The sequence below is a fragment of the Shewanella sp. Isolate8 genome (assembly GCF_022398495.1).
GTDB lineage: Bacteria > Pseudomonadota > Gammaproteobacteria > Enterobacterales > Shewanellaceae > Shewanella > Shewanella aquimarina.
Map to the genome: position 1 here is coordinate 1,017,653 of NZ_JAKEVI010000001.1, position 18,933 is coordinate 1,036,585.

Genomic DNA, 18,933 nt, shown 5'->3' on the forward strand with positions numbered 1-18,933 from the left:
TCTTTACGACAGACAACGTCATCCAGATTGTTTTGCTTGACGGTATAATTACTATTCATTGTAGCAGATAACTGTATTTTAAGTATGTATATATAGTTCCTAATGTTTATTGAAGGAAACAAGTTTTGAAAATTGCTATTGCCGGTACGGGTTATGTTGGCTTATCCAACGCAGTTTTGTTAGCGCAGCACCATGAGGTTACTGCTGTTGATATTATAGAAGAAAAAATTGAGCTGATTAATCAAGGTCAATCTCCCATCGCAGATGCTGAAATCGAAGATTTCTTAGCGAACAAAACACTTAATTTGAATGCGACTTTGGATAAGAAGCAGGCTTATTCTGATGCTGAATTTGTCATTATTGCTACGCCTACTGATTACGACCCAAAGACAAATTATTTCAATACCACCTCAGTCGAAGCTGTGATTGCTGATGTCATGGCTATAAACCCAGATGCAGTAATGGTGATTAAATCAACTGTCCCAGTGGGTTATACAGCTAATATTAAGCAAAGGCTGGGTAGTCAAAATATTATTTTCTCTCCGGAGTTTCTTCGTGAAGGGCGTGCGCTGTACGATAATCTTCATCCATCTCGTATTATCGTTGGCGAACAATCAGAGCGTGCCAAACGCTTTGCCAATTTATTGATTGAAGGAGCGATAAAACAAGATATCCCAGTGCTGTTTACTGATTCGACCGAAGCAGAAGCTGTCAAACTGTTCTCGAATACTTATCTTGCACTAAGGGTGTCTTATTTTAATGAGCTTGATTCTTACGCAGAGTCTCACCGGCTTGATGCTAGACAGATTATTGAAGGAGTTGGATTAGATCCTCGTATCGGTACTCATTACAATAATCCATCATTTGGCTACGGTGGCTATTGTTTGCCGAAAGACACCAAGCAGTTATTGGCCAATTATCAGGATGTGCCTAACAATATTATTGGCGCTATTGTTGACGCCAATCGCACGCGCAAAGACTTTATCGCTGACTCAATTTTGAAACGAAATCCTAAGGTGGTTGGGGTTTATCGGCTGATAATGAAAGCGGGCTCGGATAATTTCCGTGCCTCATCAATTCAAGGGATCATGAAACGAATTAAAGCCAAAGGGATTGAGGTGGTAGTGTATGAGCCAGTACTTGCAGAAGATGAATTCTTTCATTCGAAAGTGATTAAAAACTTGCATGTGTTTAAGCAGATGTCCGATGTTATTGTATCTAATCGTATGGTGGATGAACTAAGTGATGTAGCTGATAAAGTCTATACCCGCGATTTGTTTGGCTCAGATTAAACTATTGGAAATATTATGAAGTATTTAGTCACTGGGGCTGCTGGATTTATCGGTAGCGCCGTTGTAGAAAAACTCACGGCGTCAGGAGTTGAGGTTGTCGGTATCGATAATATCAACGATTATTATGATGTTAACTTAAAGCACGCTAGGTTAGCTCGAATTGAACATGATAGCTTTCGTTTTATTGAAATGGACATTGCCGATAGTGCGGCGATGGATAAGCTATTTAAGGATGAAAACTTTGATAAAGTGATCCATCTCGCAGCTCAAGCTGGTGTACGTTACTCTTTGGAAAACCCACATGCTTATGCAGATGCTAATCTTGTCGGACACTTGAACGTGTTGGAAGGTTGCCGCCACACTAAAGTCAAACATTTAGTGTATGCCTCATCCAGTTCGGTATATGGATTAAATGCTAAGACGCCATTTTCAACCAGGGACAGTGTTGATCATCCGGTATCGCTTTATGCGGCGACCAAGAAGTCTAATGAGCTGATGGCCCATAGTTATTCTCATCTTTACGACATTCCAACGACAGGCTTACGATTTTTTACTGTTTATGGCAGTTGGGGCCGCCCAGACATGGCGCCGTTTATTTTTACTAAAAAGATTTTGGATGGCGAGCCGATCCAGATTAATAATAACGGTGATATGTGGCGGGACTTTACTCATGTGACGGATATAATTGAAGGTGTCGTTCGTATTGCGGATGTTATTCCTCACAGGGACAACGACTGGACCGTAGAGTCTGGCTCACCGGCAACAAGTTCAGCACCTTATTCGGTGTATAACATAGGTCACGGTTCTCCAATCAATCTCATGGAGTTTGTCAAAACCATTGAACTCGAGCTTGGAATTGAAGCGAAGAAAAACTTCCGCCCAATGCAGCCTGGTGATGTGTATCAGACTTATGCTGATGTCGAAGATCTATTTGAGGTAACCGGCTATATGCCTAAGGTGTCGGTTAAAGAAGGGGTGGCTGAGTTTGTAAAGTGGTATTGCAAGTTCTATAACAAATAGCGTTGTCTATTAGAAGAGACACTGTATCGTATTGGTTCAGCCACAATGTTCCCGATGCTAATTGTCTTCATCAGCGAGAAAAGCATGATTCAGTGTCTCATTTGGTGTTTTTGAATTCGGCGTACAAAACCGATAGCTTTAGATATTGTGTTCAACAAGGGGGCTGTTCGCTACCACTTAAAGTCTGTATCCTTCTAGTAGCAAGCTTCGATGGTTATCCCTATGGCACAATTGATGTGATAACATTAATGCCTTTGCGATTGTGGCCGAGTTAGGCACTTTAAGATGTAGTACATTATGAATTTTAATTTTTTGGAGCGAAAAATGGACTTTTTGCAAAGCTTGTTTGGTTTGAAACGCACGCAAAAGCGTGTTGTTAGTCTCATCATTGATGCATTATTTCTCAGTTTAGCTTATTGGGCTGCTTTGCTTGTGCGCATCGATGACATTGCTGTGTTGGCCAACTCCCACTACTGGCTACTACTTTTTATCGTAGTTCCCTTGAGCTTAGTGGGGTTTGCAAAGTTTGGGTTATATCGTGCTGTATTGCGGTACATGGGGTTGCAGGCCCTTACGGCGATTGGTTTCGGTGTGATGCTCTCAACCATCATGTTGGTGCTTTTCGCGTTTTATATTGATGCGCAACTGCCGCGAACCGTACCAGTAATTTATGCCGCATTTTCATTAGTGTTTATCGGTGGCACCAGGGCAATTGTTCGTTCTATGGTGGGGGCTGGCATGAAGCGTGTCGGGGAACCCGTCATTATTTATGGCGCGGGTGTCAGTGGCAGACAATTGTTAACTGCTCTAGTACAAAGCCATGAATATTATCCGTTTGCGTTTGTTGATGACGATGAAACGCTTCACGGCACTGTTATCCAAGGGGTTCATGTTCATTCTCCTTCTATCATTCGCAAGTTAATTAAGCAAAAAGCGGCGACTAAAATCTTACTCGCTATTCCAAGTGCGTCTCGCTCACGTCGTCAGGCCATTTTGGAGCAATTAGAGTCGTTAGCCGTGCAAGTGCTGACCTTGCCTGCCATGGCGGATCTGGTTAGTGGCAATAAGCTTTATAGCGACATTAAAGAAGTTGAAATTGACGATTTGCTAGGTCGAGATTGTGTGACGCCTAGAGCTGATCTGTTGGCAGCAAATATTCGTAACAAAGTGGTGATGGTGACCGGGGCCGGCGGGTCAATCGGTTCTGAGTTGTGCAGGCAGATCCTAAAGCAGTCACCTAAGAAATTGGTGTTGTTTGAATTGTCTGAGTTCGGCCTCTATTCTATTGAGCGCGAACTTAATGCCATGGCAAAAGAGTTATCTCTCGATGTGAAGATTTATCCCATGATGGGATCAGTACAACGAGAGAATCGTGTTCAAGCTGTGATGGAAGCGTTTGAGGTGCAAACTGTTTATCACGCAGCAGCCTATAAGCATGTACCTCTTGTCGAGCATAACGTTGTTGAAGGTGTTCGTAACAACGTGTTTGGTACTTTATATACTGCTCGCGCCGCTATTGCTGCTAATGTTGAAACCTTTGTGTTGGTCAGTACTGATAAAGCTGTTAGGCCAACGAATGTGATGGGGACAACGAAGCGTATGGCAGAGTTAGTCCTTCAAGCATTAGCGGCTAAAGGAAGTGCTACTCGTTTTTGTATGGTTCGATTTGGTAATGTTTTGGGCTCTTCCGGGTCTGTTGTGCCGCTATTTAGAAAACAAATAGCAAACGGTGGCCCTGTTACAGTAACACATCCAGAAATTACCCGCTTCTTTATGACCATACCTGAAGCTTCTCAGTTGGTGATTCAAGCCGGAGCAATGGGCAAAGGGGGGGATGTCTTTGTGTTAGATATGGGCAAGTCAGTGAAGATCGTTGATTTGGCCACTAAGATGATTCGTCTGAGTGGTTTTGAAGTCAAAGATGACAATCATCCTGACGGTGATATAGCCATTGAGTTTTCAGGTTTGCGTCCAGGTGAGAAGCTCTATGAAGAATTACTGATTGGCGACGACGTGGCTGGTACTGAGCATGAGCGCATCATGACGGCCAATGAAACCTTTTTAAATTGGGCTCAACTTGAAGCGATCTTGGTACGTTTAGACAAAGCATGTCATGAGTTCCAGCATGAAGTGATAAGAGATATTCTTCTTTCTACACCAACAGGATTTAGTCCGACTGATGGTATATGTGACTTAGTCTGGTTGGAGAAACATCATGATAGCAAGAACAATGACATTAAGGACAACAAAGTCATTCCTCTGGTGTCTTAATTTTTCTCTCAGTCCAATAAAACTCCTCTTATTTTGAGGAGTTTTCTTTTTCGAGTATTTTCTATGAAAGTTGTTATCCCTGTAGCTGGACTTGGTACCCGTATGCTTCCCGCGACCAAGGCTATACCCAAAGAGATGTTGCCGCTTGTTGATAAGCCGCTGATTCAGTATATCGTCAATGAGTGTGTAGCTGCTGGTGTGAAAGAGATAGTTTTGGTGACTCATGCTAGTAAGAATGCTATCGAAAACCACTTTGATACCTCCTATGAGCTTGAGTCGACGCTAGAGAAGCGTGTAAAGCGTCAATTGCTTGATGAGGTGCAATCAATTTGCCCAAAAGACGTGACTATAATGCATGTTCGTCAGGGTGAGGCTAAGGGGCTTGGTCATGCAGTACTCTGTGCTAAACCTTGTATTGGCAACAACCCTTTCGCAGTTGTATTGCCGGATGTGATCTTAGATGAGTACAGTGCCGATCAAAACTCCGAAAACCTGGCGGCGATGATCAAACATTATAAAGCAACTCAAGCTAGCCAGATCATGGTAGCGCCAGTGGCTCTAAATGAAGTAAACAAATACGGGATTGCCGATTGCGGCGGAGTGGATATCGAACCAGGTGAATCATCAGTCATTAAGGCTATGGTCGAAAAGCCGGCCATTGGTGAAGCCCCATCTAATCTTGCTGTTGTGGGTCGTTACGTTTTGTCAGAAAAAATCTGGGATTTGCTGGCTAAAACCCCCGCTGGTGCTGGAGATGAAATCCAGTTGACAGACGCAATCGACATGTTGATTGAATCAGACACTGTCGAAGCCTTCAATATGACCGGGAAGTCGCATGATTGCGGCGACAAGCTCGGTTATATGACGGCTTTTGTTGAATATGGCCTACGTAATGAAAAGCTGGGTAAAGAGTTTCGTCAGCAGTTAGAGAAACTGCTAGCGCAATAATCTTACATCGAGATGTTATGCCCACTTTGGCTTGCTAAAGTGGGCATTTTTCATTTCAGGCTAATGTATTATCTATTGAGAACTTTAAGCTAACACCAAATGAGAGGGATATAGTGAAAGGTATTTTATTAGCCGGTGGTACTGGCACTCGGATGTACCCCATCACACGTGGCGTATCTAAGCAGCTGCTTCCGGTGTATGACAAGCCAATGATCTATTATCCGCTCTCTGTCCTTATGCTGGCGGGGATCCGCGATATTTTGATCATCACGCCCCCTGACGAACAGATGCTGTTTCAGCGCTTACTTGGCGATGGCAGTGATTTTGGTATTTCGCTTTCCTATCAAGTACAGCCAAAACCTGAAGGGATCGCACAAGCCTTTATCATTGCCGAGGAGTTTATTGGTACCGACAGCGTGTGTTTAGTGCTGGGTGATAATGTGTTTTATGGGCAGGGGTTCAGTCTCACACTGAAACAGACAGTAGCTGACCTCAACAATGTAAATTCAGTGGGAGCGATTATCTATACCTATCAGGTAGACCAAGCAGAAAGATTTGGTGTGGTCGAGTTTGATGCTGATTTCTACGCCTTGGTAATCGAAGAAAAGCCAGCTATACCAAAATCTAACTGGGCGGTTACCGGGCTCTATTTTTATGACAATCAAGTTATCGAAATTGCTAAAGGCTTAAAGCCCTCAAAGCGTGGCGAGCTTGAAATTACTGAAATTAATCAATATTATCTCAAGCGCGGTGAACTAAAGGTAGAATTATTGGGACGTGATTTTGCCTGGCTCGATACCGGTACGTTTGATAGTCTGCAGCAGGCTTCATCTTTTGTTCAAACCATAGAAACAGTGCAGGGGCTAAAAGTCGCTTGTCTTGAAGAGATAGCCTGGCGCAATGGCTGGCTAGCCAATGAGCATGTTCATCGTCTTGCCAAGCCTATGCTGAACAATATTATGGACGCTATTTACTCTCTTTGATAAGCGATACAGAGTTTGTGACATAGTAAGAAGATTGAAAGCGCAGGTATCTAGGTATAAAGAGGTTCAGGTGTTGAGCAATGAATAGGATTTTAAACTGCGAGCTGTGTTATGAAGAAGTTGGGTTTAAATAAGTAGACTAGGAACGCTGTAACAGTTCTTATCTTGCTAGGTCACTTACTAACGGAATCGCCGATGAAGTTTCTTGTTGATGTTCATGCACATACCATCGCCTCAACCCATGCTTATAGTACAGTTTACGATTACCTTAGCGTTGCGAGCGAGAAGGGCATCAAGCTGTTTGCCATTACCGATCATGGACCAGACATGGCCGATGCACCTCATTTTTGGCATTTCGTTAACATGCGCGTCTTGCCTCGGATCGTCAATGGTGTCGGCGTGCTTAGAGGCATAGAAGCCAATATCAAGAATGAGAATGGCAATATTGATTTCTTCGGCGATTATCTGCAGACGCTGGATATCGTATTGGCCGGTTTTCACGAGCCTGTTTTTCCACCATCGACTGAAACCATTCATACAAAGGCATTGGTTAACTGCATTGAGAGTGGCAAGGTCGACATCATTAGTCATCCGGGCAATCCTGCCTATCCAATCGACATCAAACGCGTGGCAGAGGCCGCAGCGGCTCACAATGTAGCGCTTGAGATAAATAACTCCTCTTTTTTGACATCACGGCAAGGTAGTTTGAAAAATTGCACGGCCATCGCTAAAGCGGTAAAAGCTGCAGGCGGTGATCTTGTTTTGGGTTCAGATTCCCATGTTGCCTTCAGCTTGGGAGATTTTGATAAAGCCATCGAGGTAATTCAGTCGGTTGCATTTCCGCTTGATCGTATCCTTAACCGCAATCCACAAGCCTTGGTGAACTTTTTAACCTCCCGAGGCCATCAAGGGTTGAGCGAGTATGAGCCGCTGTTTGGCGTTGATCGCTAAGTAGCGAACGAACGGCTAGCTAACCTTTGGTTAACGGTTAACGGTTAACGGTTAACGGTTAAGGATTGTGTTACTCCTTAAAGACTAAAGGTCGCTCAGGAGTGAAGTAGAGTCCGCCAGAGCGATGCGGAGTCCCTATTCTGGTAGAGGATATTAGAATAGGAATTAACCAAAGTACTGTTGACACATCGATAGGTGAGCGTCACGCTGTCGACCCTCGACCCTCGACCCTCGACCCTCGACCCTCGACCCTCGACCCTCGACCCTCGACCCTCGACCCTCGACCCCCTCGATCCTCGACTCCCTCAGCTGCGCCAAGTGCGAACCCGTCTCCACCAACCTTCCAAATTTAAACTTACTTGTTATTTCTTTTTGGTATAAATAAATTGATATTTATAACTTCTAAAACGCTTCCGTGCTGGTATTATCCTGTTTAAGACCATTTTTGGTTAACCACTCTTAGATTTTATGTTGAATGAAATGTAGAGTAGGTTGGCGTGTTGGTTAATAGCAATTTGATAACATTGGAATAAAACGGAAAACCCTATGTCTACACAGCAAACCCATCTTAAACAACTCGAGGCTGAATCGATTCAGATCATGCGGGAAGTTGCCGCAGAGTTTGAAAACCCTGTGATGCTATATTCCGTGGGTAAAGACTCTTCTGTGTTGCTACACCTGGCGCGCAAGGCCTTTTATCCTGGCAAAATTCCGTTTCCTTTGTTGCATGTCGATACCAACTGGAAGTTCAGGGAGATGATCGAATTTCGCGATCGTATGGCCAAGCAGTATGGTTTCGATCTCATCGTGCATAAAAACCCCCGTGGCTTGGAGATGAACATCTCGCCCTTTACCCACGGCAGTGCCAAACATACGGATATCATGAAGACCGAAGGGCTTAAGCAAGCCCTCGACATGCATGGTTTCGACGCCGCCTTCGGTGGCGCGCGCCGCGATGAGGAGAAATCTCGCGCCAAGGAGCGCGTCTACTCGTTCCGTGACAGTAAGCATCGCTGGGATCCTAAGAATCAGCGCCCGGAACTGTGGAACATCTATAACGGTAAGGTCGATAAAGGCGAGAGTATTCGTGTATTCCCGTTGTCTAACTGGACCGAGCTGGATATTTGGCAATATATCTATTTGGAAAATATCGAGATCCCGTCTCTCTATCTTGCCGAGCCGCGTCCCGTGGTGAAGCGCGATGGCACCTTGATCATGGTGGATGATGAGCGTATGGAGATCGAGCCCGGTGAAACCGTAGAGCAGAAGATGGTGCGTTTTAGAACCTTAGGCTGTTATCCGCTGACGGGCGCGGTCGAGTCGCAGGCGACAACCCTGCCGGAAATTATTCAAGAGATGCTGCTTTGTACCACCTCAGAGCGACAGGGGCGGGTGATCGATAACGACTCCGCCGGCTCGATGGAAAAGAAGAAGATGGAAGGTTACTTCTAACTCAAGGGCTAATCCTCAAATCATCGACGATTAATGCATTGGCAGACTTTAGGCCTGGTACGCGGCAGATAACGAATACGAGAAACACCATGACAACTGAAAACACCCTATTACAGACCGACATCGAAGGTTACCTCAAGCTTCACGAAAACAAAGATATGTTGCGTATCTTGACCTGTGGCAGTGTGGATGATGGCAAGTCGACCCTGATCGGACGCCTGCTGTTTGATAGCAAGATGATTTTTGAGGATCAGATGGCCGCCATCGAGAAAGATTCCAAGCGTTTTAACACCACAGATCAGGCGTTTGACTTGGCTCTGTTGGTGGATGGTCTGCAATCGGAGCGCGAGCAGGGGATCACTATCGATGTGGCCTATCGCTACTTTGCCACCGAGCAGCGTAAATTTATCATCGCCGACACCCCGGGCCATGAGCAGTACACCCGCAACATGGCCACAGGAGCCTCCACAGCCGATTTGGCCATTATCCTGATTGATGCCCGTCATGGGGTGCAGGTGCAGACCCGTCGTCACAGCTACATCTGCTCTCAACTGGGCATCAAGCATGTGATCATCGCCATCAACAAGATGGATGCAGTGGACTATGACCAAGGGATCTATCAAGGAATAAAGAAGGCTTACCGCGAGTTTGCCAAGGACCTTGCCTTTACCGACGTGCGCTTCGTGCCGATCTCCGCGCTCAAGGGCGATAACGTGGTAAACGAAAGCGAGAACATGACCTGGTATCCGGGCTCGACCCTGATCAAGCTGCTTAACACGGTTTCTGTCGAGCAAGACAGGAGCGAATCGTTCCGCTTCCAGGTGCAATATGTTAATCGCCCTAACCTAGATTTCAGAGGCTTCTGCGGCACGGTTGGATCGGGTGAGATCCGTGTGGGCGATACCATAGCCGCCTTGCCATCGGGCAAAGAGAGCCGCATCAAGTCAATCGTGACCTTCGACGGCGAGCTCGAAAAAGCGGTGGCAGGGCAGGCGGTAACGCTCACCCTGACCGATGAGATAGACGTCAGCCGCGGCGACATGTTGGTGCGCCCTCACGATAAGCCAAACTCTACCACTCATTTCGAGGCAGACGTGGTGTGGATGACCGAAGAGCCCCTGTGTGTCGACCGAGAATATGCGCTTAAGCTTGGCAGTAAGGCGGTTTACGGTTATGCCGATGCTATCAATTACAAGGTGGATATCAACCATCTGACCCAGCACAGCGCTCAGCAACTTGCGCTCAATGAGATGGGCAACTGTCACTTCTCGGTCACAGAACCCGTGCAGTTTGACGCCTATGAGGAAAATCGTGCCACGGGCGCCTTTATCATCATCGACAGGCTGACCAACGTAACAGTGGGTGCGGGCATGATCCGCAGGGCCATCGACGGCGGCAAGGGGAAAAAACGCGAGATCTCGGCCTTTGAACTTGAGATGAATGCCTTGGTGCGTAAGCATTTTCCACACTGGGGCGTTAAGGATATTTCTAAGGCGTAAGCGACACAAATCTGAGGACCAAGGGCTAACGGGTAGGGCATGTGTAATCGAGTATTATTGCGCTTATCACATCTGTATATACTCGTTAGTCTGAGGCTTAAGAAAGTAAACTATGACATTTAACGCTTATCTCACCATCGCCATCTTCCTCGCGACTATCGTGGGTTTAGTACGCTTTCAAAACCGGCCGGCGCTGGTGTTTGGCGTGACCCTGCTGGTGTTGGTGGCGTTTAACCTGGTGACTAAAGAGCAGCTACTCTCCAGTATGTCGAACCCGGGTTTGGTGACCTTGGTGCTCTTGATCCTCTGCTCTTTTGCTTTGGAGAAGACCCGGCTGCTGCGGGTCATCGTCGCCAAGGTGATCGTCAGTGGTTATCGTACCACCTGGCTGCGTCTGTACGGCATGACGGCGCTGAGCTCGGCTCTGCTTAACAACACCGCCGTAGTGGCAACCCTGTTATCGCCGATTCGCAATAACCCGCACCATGTGGCGAGTAAGTTATTACTACCCCTGTCTTATGCGGCGATACTGGGCGGTACCCTGACCCTAGTGGGCACCTCGACAAACCTTATCGTCAATAGTATGGTGATCGACGCCTCAAACCAGTCGCTCTCTTTCTTCTCCTTTACCGCCATCGGTGCCTTGCTGGTACTGGGCTGTGGTCTGGTGCTGCGTATCGCCTCAAGATGGCTGCCGGATATCGCTCACCAAGAGACCTGCTCCAAGGGCTACTTCATCGATGCCAAGGTGGTGGCCGGCTCTGAGCTGATCGGCCGTTCGGTGGAAGACAATGGCCTCAGGCATCTCGAATCCCTGTTCCTGGTAGAGGTGGTGCGTAATGGCCGCCTCATCAGCCCGGTGACGCCTACCGAGGTGCTGCAGCAAGATGACAGGCTGATCTTCAGTGGCGATATCGCCAAGGTGATGCAGCTCAGCCAGTTCTCAGGCCTTGAGATGTTTGCCGAAAAAAATGGTCTGCTCGACACTAACCTCACCGAGGTGGTGGTGAAGCAGGAGAGCCTGCTGGTGGGTAAGACCATGAAGAAGGCAGGCTTTAGAGCCCTGTTTGATGCCGCCGCTGTGGCCATTCGCCGCGATGGCGAAGAGATCTCGGGTAAGCTCGGCGAGGTGCAGATCAAGGCGGGCGACTTCTTGGTGCTGGCCGTAGGTAAGGACTTCCTTACCCGCCACAACATCAGCAAGAACTTTATCGTCATCAGCGGCGTCGAGCCCGAGACCCGTAACAATGGCAAGAAGGCCTGGATCTCTATCGGCGGTTTCGTGCTGACACTGGTGCTCGCCGCCACCGGTGTGGTGGAGATGCTCCAAGGGATGTTACTGCTGCTGGGCGTGTTGATCTTCACCCAGTGCCTTAACGTCAATGAGGTGGTGCGCCGCTTCCCGGTGGATATCTGGCTAGTGGTGGCCTCGGCCATCTTGCTCTCCCATGCCCTGGTCAACAGCGGCGTGGCAGAGATGGTTGCCAATTGGGTGGAGGGCACGGCGGACAAACAGCACCTGATGCTGGCCCTGCTGCTGGTTTATTTAGCAACTTGGCTGATGACGGAGCTTATTACCAATAACGCGGCCGCGGCGCTGATGTTCCCCATCTCCTACAGCATAGCACAGGGCTTCGGGGTAGATTTCTTACCCTTCGTGATGACGGTTGCTTTTGCCGCGAGTGGCAGCTTCATCAGTCCCTATGGCTATCAGACCAACCTCATGGTGTATAACGCAGGTCGCTATCGCTTGATGGATTTTGTTAAGGTGGGCGTGCCCGTGAGCCTGACCTATGGTGCCATCGTCTTGCTGGCCGTGCCTGTGTTTTTCCCGTTTTAGGCGATAGATGAGATACCGAATCTATGCCAATTGTTTTGCTGTTAACCCGTTAAGGAAAGCCGATGTCCCCCTATAAGACTGTCGATGTTCATGTTAAATCCAGCGATGTTCAGTGGCATCAGGCCAGCGTTTCTCATGAGGAGCGCGAGCAGGCTAACGGCCATCAGGGGGTCGTGCTCTGGTTTACCGGCCTGAGTGGTTCGGGCAAGTCGACTGTGGCCAACGCGGTCGATCGTCTGCTCCATGACAAGGGCTGTAAGACCTATGTGCTCGATGGCGATAATGTGCGCCATGGGCTCAACGGCGATCTGGGGTTTTCCGATGAAGACAGGGTAGAGAATATTCGTCGTATCGGCGAGGTGGCCAAGTTGTTTGTCGATGCCGCTACCCTGGTGTCGACTGCCTTCATCTCGCCATTTGCAGCCGATCGTCAGCTGGTGAGAGATCTCGTGTCAGCTCATCAGTTTGTCGAGGTCTTTGTCGATACGCCGCTGGCGGTGTGTGAACAGCGCGACCCCAAGGGGCTCTACAAGAAGGCGCGCGCCGGTGAGATAAAGCACTTCACAGGCATCGATTCTGCCTATGAGGCGCCAATGAGCCCAGAGGTGCACGTTAAGACCGCCGAGCAGTCTGTGGAGCAGTGCGCGCAGCAGGTGGTGGACTATCTCGTTCAGCAGGGGATATTGTCTATCGCCTAAGTCTTTGGGGCGGCGAGGCAATAAGCCTGGGGCTTTTTTATCCAATGTTCTATGGCGACGAGCCTACTCGGCGCCATAATTATCGACTCTTTTCCCCTATCTAAGCCTCTGCATTAACATAATTTTCGGTTTAGAAGCGCCTCTCCCACAGGGCATACAGGCTGGTGTCCCAGTCGTGACCGCCGCTATGGACAAACTGGCGATAACTCACCGTGCCGCCGAGCTTGAGCGTGCCCTCAAGCCAAGGTCTGTGGTAGCTGGTATCGAACTGATAGACACGCTCATATTCACCGGGGGAGACGGGGTTGCCGCCGGTGTCATTGCTAGTGTCGATACCATCGGTGTTGAGCCTTAGCCAGCGCAGCTTATTGGTGATGCTGTGGCCGTCGCCCAGCTGGGTGATACCACCAAGGACCAAGGTCTCTGAATCATTATCATAGGTGCTGCCCAGACTTCTGCCGTAGTAGCGATAGCCATTCTGGTAGAAGCCATGCTCGTAAAGACAGTTATAGGCATTAGGGTCGATGCCACAGGCCACCTTGGTATCTGCATATTCGATAAAGACTCGTGTGTTAAGTCTTTGAAGCATGAAGTCTATGCCCCCCAAATTGGCCGCATTGATCAGCTTGTTCTTGTCATGGTGATAGTCTTCATGGGTTCGCTCGAAGTAGATGCCATAGGGAATGCCGAAGGCGGTGTCGGACCAGCGAAAGTCATAACCCGCGAGCATATTTTCCTGGCCGTTATCTATCTCGTTTTCTGATTTCCCGCCGTTAAACAGGCCATCCCACCAGTCACTCAGGCTGTTGCCATAACCCTCGCCGCCCCACTGCATGGTCCAGGAGAAGCCGACCTCCAGTTTTGAGATGGGTCTAAGGGTGCCTCGAGCGCCCCAGTGTTTGGTGTCTGGGACATAGCGGTCGCTCTCCATCTGGCTGAAGCTGGTGGTGAAGGTCCAGGGGCCTACCCAGCTGAGCCAAGGTGATTCGAAGGCGGCGCTGTTGTTACGGCTCAAAGTAATGCCCGGCATAGGTCGGGCGTTGGTGGTCTGGATCAGGCCCGTGTCCCAGCCCGGCCCCCAATACTTCTGCTGCGCACCGGCACTAACGATCCAGTTGCCCAGGCTGACGGCGGCGAAGCTGTTATCCAGTCGGCTGTTGTTACCGTCTATGGGGTCTTGATGGTAGCTGGCCGAGAGGCGTCCGCTAAACCACTCCTTGGTGACCTCCAGATCCACCTTGGCTTCTGCCTTATCTCGATAATCATGACCAAAGCCCAAGAAGCGTGCGCTGTCTGTGGCAGCGCCTAGGCCGATACGGGTACTGACGCCTCGATGGTCTCTGGCATAGGCGCTCATGACTCTGTCGTAGGCCGCTCCTTGAGCAGGGGAGAGGTCGGGCAACTGGGCGTTATCGAGATCTTGTTTGAGCCCCGCCCACATCAGGGGATAGGTGGTTACCGGCTGCTTAATCACCCCAGTATCGGCGAGCAGTTGAATGTCGGCGCGCAGGGGCTGGTCGGTCGGTTCTATCCACCAGGCGGCATAGGCCGAATGGCTGCTAATCAGTAGCAGGGGAACGGTTAGGTATCGTTTCATCGGGTCATCTTTATCGGTTGAACTTTTGCGCGAATATTATGATTAATCGGCTAATTAACAAGGGAAATATCGATATGTGCTAAGTAAATCAAGTTGATTGGTTTCTTTGTGTTGCTGAGGTGACTTTTAGGTAACCTAAGGGTGAGTTCAGGGTGATGGATTTGCATGAGTATGAGGGTGAAAGGTTATCGGCTTGTAACGTACTTTTCGGCGTGCTAGTAAGCTTGGAGGACAGTTGAATACGAATGCAAGGCGCGGTGAAAGGCTTTTCACCGCCGCGCCGCTAGCTTAGTATCTTTTACGCAAAGTATGATCAAATTGTTATTAAATTCTTAGGCCCAGAGATGGCATACTAAGGCAATCTAGGGCGAAGAGAATTTATATTGTGAGTCATATATTTAAGCAAGAATGGTTAGGTGAGTTGGTCGAGATTGCCAAGGTCGCGGGCGAGGCCATCATGCAGGTTTATGCCAGCGAACAGATGGACATTCAGGCCAAGGCCGATGATAGCCCCGTGACTGCTGCCGATCTGGCCAGCCACAAGGTGATTGTCGAGGCGCTGGCACGTTTGACTCCGGAGATCCCCGTGATGTCCGAAGAGGCCGCCGATATTCCCTGGGAGACCCGCAAACAGTGGCAGCAATATTGGCTGATCGATCCGCTGGATGGCACCAAGGAGTTCATCAAGCGTAACGGCGAATTTACCGTTAACATCGCCTTTATCGACAAGGGGCGCGCCATGGCCGGCGTGGTTTATGCCCCCATGCTGGACAAGTGTTATTACGGCGCCCTGCATCTCGGTGCCTGGCTGTCCAGTGCCGATGGGGTGACAGATTTGAACCAACTGGCGGTTGTGGCACCGAGCGTTCCCAGAGTTGTCGGCAGCCGTTCCCATGTGAGCCCAGGCCTTTCGGCTTACCTTGAGACCTTGGGCGAGCATGAAATGACCAGCATCGGCAGTTCGTTAAAGTTTTGCCTATTGGCCGAGGGTAAGGCGGATATCTATCCGCGTCTCGGGCTCACCAGTGAGTGGGACACGGCGGCCGCGCAGGCGGTATTGGAGAGTGTCGGTGGCAAGGTGGTGAACGCCGATAACGGCCAGGTGCTGGACTATAACCAGAAAGAAGCGATTTTAAATCCCTATTTTATCGCCACCGCAAAGCATTGGGGCGATAAGCAATAGCATTCACAGTAAGTGAGCAACAATAGCGTAACAAGAACGTTTGAAAACAAGGCAGGTTTTTTCGATAAGTAGTTATTCTACAATCAAAAATACTAACGCAGTTATCGGACGTTTTAACAAGCTAGGATGGTCAGCTATTTACTCGGATTGCTATTAGATAACGAGAAGAAGATTGGAGCAGAGTATGATGAGAATGGGTGTAGACCTGGGGGGCACTAAGATTGAGCTGGTGGCCCTGAGTGAAGCCGGTAAGGAGCTGTTTAGGAAGCGGATCCCCACACCGCGTGAATATAATGCGACCCTGGATGCCATCGAATCGCTCGTCAATGAGGCGGAAACTAGCCTGGGGCAGACAGGCAGTGTGGGCGTAGGTATTCCCGGCGTGATTTCCCCCTTCTCAGGCTTAGTTAAGAATGCCAACTCTACCTGGATCAACGGTCACCCCCTGGATCTGGATCTCGGTGCACGCCTTGAGCGCGAGGTGCGGGTGGCCAATGATGCCAACTGTTTCGCCGTTTCCGAGGCGACAGATGGAGCAGCCGCAGGTAAGGGGGTGGTGTTTGGGGTGATCATAGGCACTGGCTGCGGCGGCGGTATCGCCATCAACGGCAAGGTACATGGTGGTGGCAATGGCATCGGTGGTGAGTGGGGCCATAATCCGCTGCCCTGGATGACGCCCGACGAGTTTAACTCGACCGAATGCTTCTGCGGCAACAAAGACTGCATCGAAACCTTTATCTCCGGCACCGGCTTTGTGCGCGACTATAAGGCCGCCGGTGGCGATGCTCCGAGCGGTATCGAAATCGCCCGTCGTATGGAGGAGGGTGAAGCGTTGGCAACCGCGGCATTTGAGCGCTTTATCGATCGTCTGGCGCGCTCGCTGGCCCACATGATCAACATGCTCGACCCTGACATTATCGTTCTGGGCGGCGGCGTCTCAAATATTGACGCCATCTACCCGAGACTGCCCGAAGTCTTGTCAAAGTACGTGCTCGGCGGTGAATGTCGCACCCCCGTGGTGAAAAACATGTATGGGGGCTCATCTGGGGTTCGCGGCGCTGCCTGGCTCTGGTAACGACTTTCTCTGCTAATGACTTCCTTGCAACCCTAGGTTACACTTGCCCCCACTTTTCATTGGGGGCAAAGCATAGGGGCAAGGATAGCCATGTTCTGGGTAAAAAAACTGATTTCACAACTCTTAATGCCGATCCCGCTGTCGGTATTTTGTCTGTTTATCGCTATTCTGATCCTGCGGCGCCGCAAGTTTGTTAAGGCGCTGATCACTCTCTCTTTTACCCTCTTGTTGCTGCTGAGCAGTCAATGGGGCAGTTATCAATTGACCGCTTCGCTCGAGGGGCAATATCCAGTCAATAACGACCCGATCGAAAACGGCTGCGTGGTGATGGTGCTGGGCAGTGGTCATGACTCGACTATTGCCGATCGCGCCATCTTGCAACTCTCTGCCACGGCGCTGGCTCGTCTCACCGAAGGCTTGAGACAACTCAGCCTAGGCCAGGACTGTCAACTGGTGGTCAGCGGCTGGGGCGGTAGCGACGAAGTGCCGCAGGCCCAGGTGATGGCCAATGCCGCCATCGAGCTCGGGGTGAAACCAGAGCAGATCATCCAGTTTCCGCTGGCCAAGGATACTCTGGAAGAGGCGGAGTTTCTCAAGTGGGAGATAGGCGACAGGCCCTTTAGGCTGGTCACCTCGGCCACTCATCTGCCAAGAGCCATGATGATCTTCCATCTGGCAGGCATGAATCCTCAGGGGGCGCCGGCGGACTTTATCGCGCGGGGCGGCTATTGGTGGCAACTGGATGCCCGCAACCTGTTAGCCTCCCAGCGTTCTATCCATGAATATTTGGGTCAGACCTGGCTTAAGATTAAATTTTCACTGTCTGATTGAACAGCCTTGCTTAGCGAGGCATCAGCACTGAGGCGTTAAGGGCGCCTGGAGAAGTACTTGGAGCGTATGGAGCAAGAATCTATCGTTATTCGCGCGGTAACCAAGCGTAACGCGCGTACCTTTACCCTGATTGGTGCCATCGCCTTGTTGTGTGCCTTAATGATGTTTGTCGCCTCCAGAGCCCTGATGGGACCAGGGATGGTCAGCTTCATCTTCGGCATGATCTTTACCGTTCTCGGGATAGCCAAATGGATGCAACCCGAGGTGAGCATAGAGTTGAGGCCCAGGGGGCTGGTGTATCACCATCATAGGGGGAGTATCTATCTTGAGTGGGATAACATTCAACGGGTCGATATCCCCCGCAGCATTCAGTCGTTTGATAGCCATGACCTGCCCTACATAGGCGTCAGGCTGAAATCCCTGTTGCCGCTTATCGATGATATTCCGCCCAGGCTGGCGACCGGGCTACTGAGTGAGCAGCGTCCGCTGTTGATCTCCTCTCTTAACCTGGATGGTGAACTTGCGGACCTTGAGCACTATCTTAACTCAGAGTTCACGCCAATCACCCTGGAAGGCTGTGACTTGAGTGGGGTGCAGGCAATGTTCGCCCGGCGCTGCATGCAGCTCAACGCCCAGCTTGGCTATCATGTTTACCTGCCGGAAGATTGTTTAGACAGAGCGCCGCGAGAATTTATCGCGCTGGTTCGAGAATATAAAAACAAGGCCACACAATAGTGTGGCCTTGTTAGCTGAACTTTTACCGAAATTAGATGTTACTGTAATCAGATGGGGCTTTACTCATCTGGTCTGCATTAGGCTGATTTAGTTAGCTCTTTAAAATAATTGTCGAGCTGAGACTCGGCCTCAGGCTCGGCATTGGTTTCGGCTTCAGATTTGACGGCAGGTTTGGTACTAGTGTTAATCGCTTGGGTATCTGGTTCGCTGGCAAGTAGGGCGACCTCTTCTCGAACGCGCATACCGATAAACTGACCGCCTTCGAAGATCTCCATCGAGTTACAGGCTATCTCGCCCTCGACGCTGCCGGTGCTGGTGATGTTAAGTTTTTCACACTTCATCTTGCCCTTAAAGGCGCCGGAGACCTTAATTTCCTTACACTGCAGCTCGCCTTCGATATAGCCATCGACCTCGATCGTCAGCTTACCGGTAGCACTGATCTTGCCGTGCAGTTCGCCGCCGATAAGGGCTTCGCCAGCAAAATGTGTTTCCCCTGATAATTTAGTCCCTTGCGCAATGAAAGTGAGACCCGCTCTGTTATTTTTCTTTCCAAACATA

15 protein-coding genes and 1 pseudogene are annotated in these 18,933 nt (G+C 49.6%); 14 read left to right on the top strand and 2 right to left on the bottom strand.

Annotated elements, in window-relative coordinates; genetic code table 11:
* Positions 1-125: 125 nt before the first annotated feature.
* The 10 genes and pseudogenes from L1D43_RS04425 (at position 126) to cysC (ending at position 12,954) form a co-directional block, all read left to right on the top strand.
* Positions 126-1,292, top strand: coding sequence for a nucleotide sugar dehydrogenase (locus L1D43_RS04425; RefSeq protein WP_239850089.1), 1,167 nt, complete (start codon positions 126-128; stop codon positions 1,290-1,292).
* Positions 1,293-1,307: 15 nt separating this feature from the next.
* A complete protein-coding gene (locus L1D43_RS04430; protein ID WP_239850090.1) occupies positions 1,308-2,312 on the top strand; it encodes an NAD-dependent epimerase in 1,005 nt (334 codons plus the stop codon).
* Between the two features lie 324 nt (positions 2,313-2,636).
* Positions 2,637-4,583, top strand: coding sequence for a nucleoside-diphosphate sugar epimerase/dehydratase (locus L1D43_RS04435; RefSeq protein ID WP_239850091.1), 1,947 nt, complete (start codon positions 2,637-2,639; stop codon positions 4,581-4,583).
* Positions 4,584-4,646: 63 nt separating this feature from the next.
* Complete coding sequence (galU, locus tag L1D43_RS04440; protein ID WP_239850092.1) at positions 4,647-5,531, top strand: UTP--glucose-1-phosphate uridylyltransferase GalU; 885 nt, start codon at positions 4,647-4,649, stop codon at positions 5,529-5,531.
* Positions 5,532-5,644: 113 nt separating this feature from the next.
* Positions 5,645-6,540 (top strand): annotated as a pseudogene (rfbA, locus tag L1D43_RS04445) (glucose-1-phosphate thymidylyltransferase RfbA).
* Between the two features lie 169 nt (positions 6,541-6,709).
* Entirely contained in the window at positions 6,710-7,465 is a 756-nt protein-coding gene (locus L1D43_RS04450) for a phosphatase (RefSeq protein ID WP_239850093.1), read from the top strand.
* Positions 7,466-8,011: 546 nt separating this feature from the next.
* Complete coding sequence (gene cysD / locus L1D43_RS04455) at positions 8,012-8,917, top strand: sulfate adenylyltransferase subunit CysD (protein ID WP_041510690.1); 906 nt, start codon at positions 8,012-8,014, stop codon at positions 8,915-8,917.
* 89 nt (positions 8,918-9,006) lie between these two features.
* Positions 9,007-10,416 carry a sulfate adenylyltransferase subunit CysN gene (gene cysN / locus L1D43_RS04460; protein WP_239850094.1) on the top strand — a complete coding sequence of 470 codons (1,410 nt, stop codon included), beginning with the start codon at positions 9,007-9,009 and terminating at the stop codon, positions 10,414-10,416.
* A gap of 112 nt (positions 10,417-10,528) precedes the next feature.
* On the top strand, positions 10,529-12,256 hold the full coding sequence (locus L1D43_RS04465; RefSeq protein ID WP_239850095.1) for an SLC13 family permease: 1,728 nt from the start codon (positions 10,529-10,531) through the stop codon (positions 12,254-12,256).
* Between the two features lie 62 nt (positions 12,257-12,318).
* Positions 12,319-12,954 carry an adenylyl-sulfate kinase gene (gene cysC, locus L1D43_RS04470; RefSeq protein WP_239850096.1) on the top strand — a complete coding sequence of 212 codons (636 nt, stop codon included), beginning with the start codon at positions 12,319-12,321 and terminating at the stop codon, positions 12,952-12,954.
* A gap of 130 nt (positions 12,955-13,084) precedes the next feature.
* Here the strand turns inward: cysC and L1D43_RS04475 are convergent, their stop codons facing one another.
* Complete coding sequence (locus L1D43_RS04475) at positions 13,085-14,551, bottom strand: capsule assembly Wzi family protein (protein ID WP_239850097.1); 1,467 nt, start codon at positions 14,549-14,551, stop codon at positions 13,085-13,087.
* Between the two features lie 385 nt (positions 14,552-14,936).
* Here L1D43_RS04475 and cysQ point away from each other — a divergent pair, with 385 nt between their 5' ends.
* The 4 genes from cysQ (at position 14,937) to L1D43_RS04495 (ending at position 18,375) form a co-directional block, all read left to right on the top strand.
* Positions 14,937-15,734: a 3'(2'),5'-bisphosphate nucleotidase CysQ gene (gene cysQ, locus L1D43_RS04480; RefSeq protein ID WP_239850098.1), complete on the top strand. Its 798-nt coding sequence runs from the start codon at positions 14,937-14,939 to the stop codon at positions 15,732-15,734.
* A gap of 184 nt (positions 15,735-15,918) precedes the next feature.
* Complete coding sequence (gene mak / locus L1D43_RS04485) at positions 15,919-16,809, top strand: fructokinase (protein ID WP_239850099.1); 891 nt, start codon at positions 15,919-15,921, stop codon at positions 16,807-16,809.
* 90 nt (positions 16,810-16,899) lie between these two features.
* Positions 16,900-17,640 (top strand): YdcF family protein, encoded by a 741-nt coding sequence (locus tag L1D43_RS04490; protein ID WP_239850100.1) that lies wholly within the window; start codon positions 16,900-16,902, stop codon positions 17,638-17,640.
* 66 nt (positions 17,641-17,706) lie between these two features.
* On the top strand, positions 17,707-18,375 hold the full coding sequence (locus L1D43_RS04495) for a DUF2982 domain-containing protein (protein ID WP_239850101.1): 669 nt from the start codon (positions 17,707-17,709) through the stop codon (positions 18,373-18,375).
* 77 nt (positions 18,376-18,452) lie between these two features.
* Here L1D43_RS04495 and L1D43_RS04500 read toward each other — a convergent pair whose 3' ends face one another.
* Positions 18,453-18,932 (bottom strand): polymer-forming cytoskeletal protein, encoded by a 480-nt coding sequence (locus L1D43_RS04500; RefSeq protein ID WP_239850102.1) that lies wholly within the window; start codon positions 18,930-18,932, stop codon positions 18,453-18,455.
* Position 18,933 lies beyond the last annotated feature (1 nt).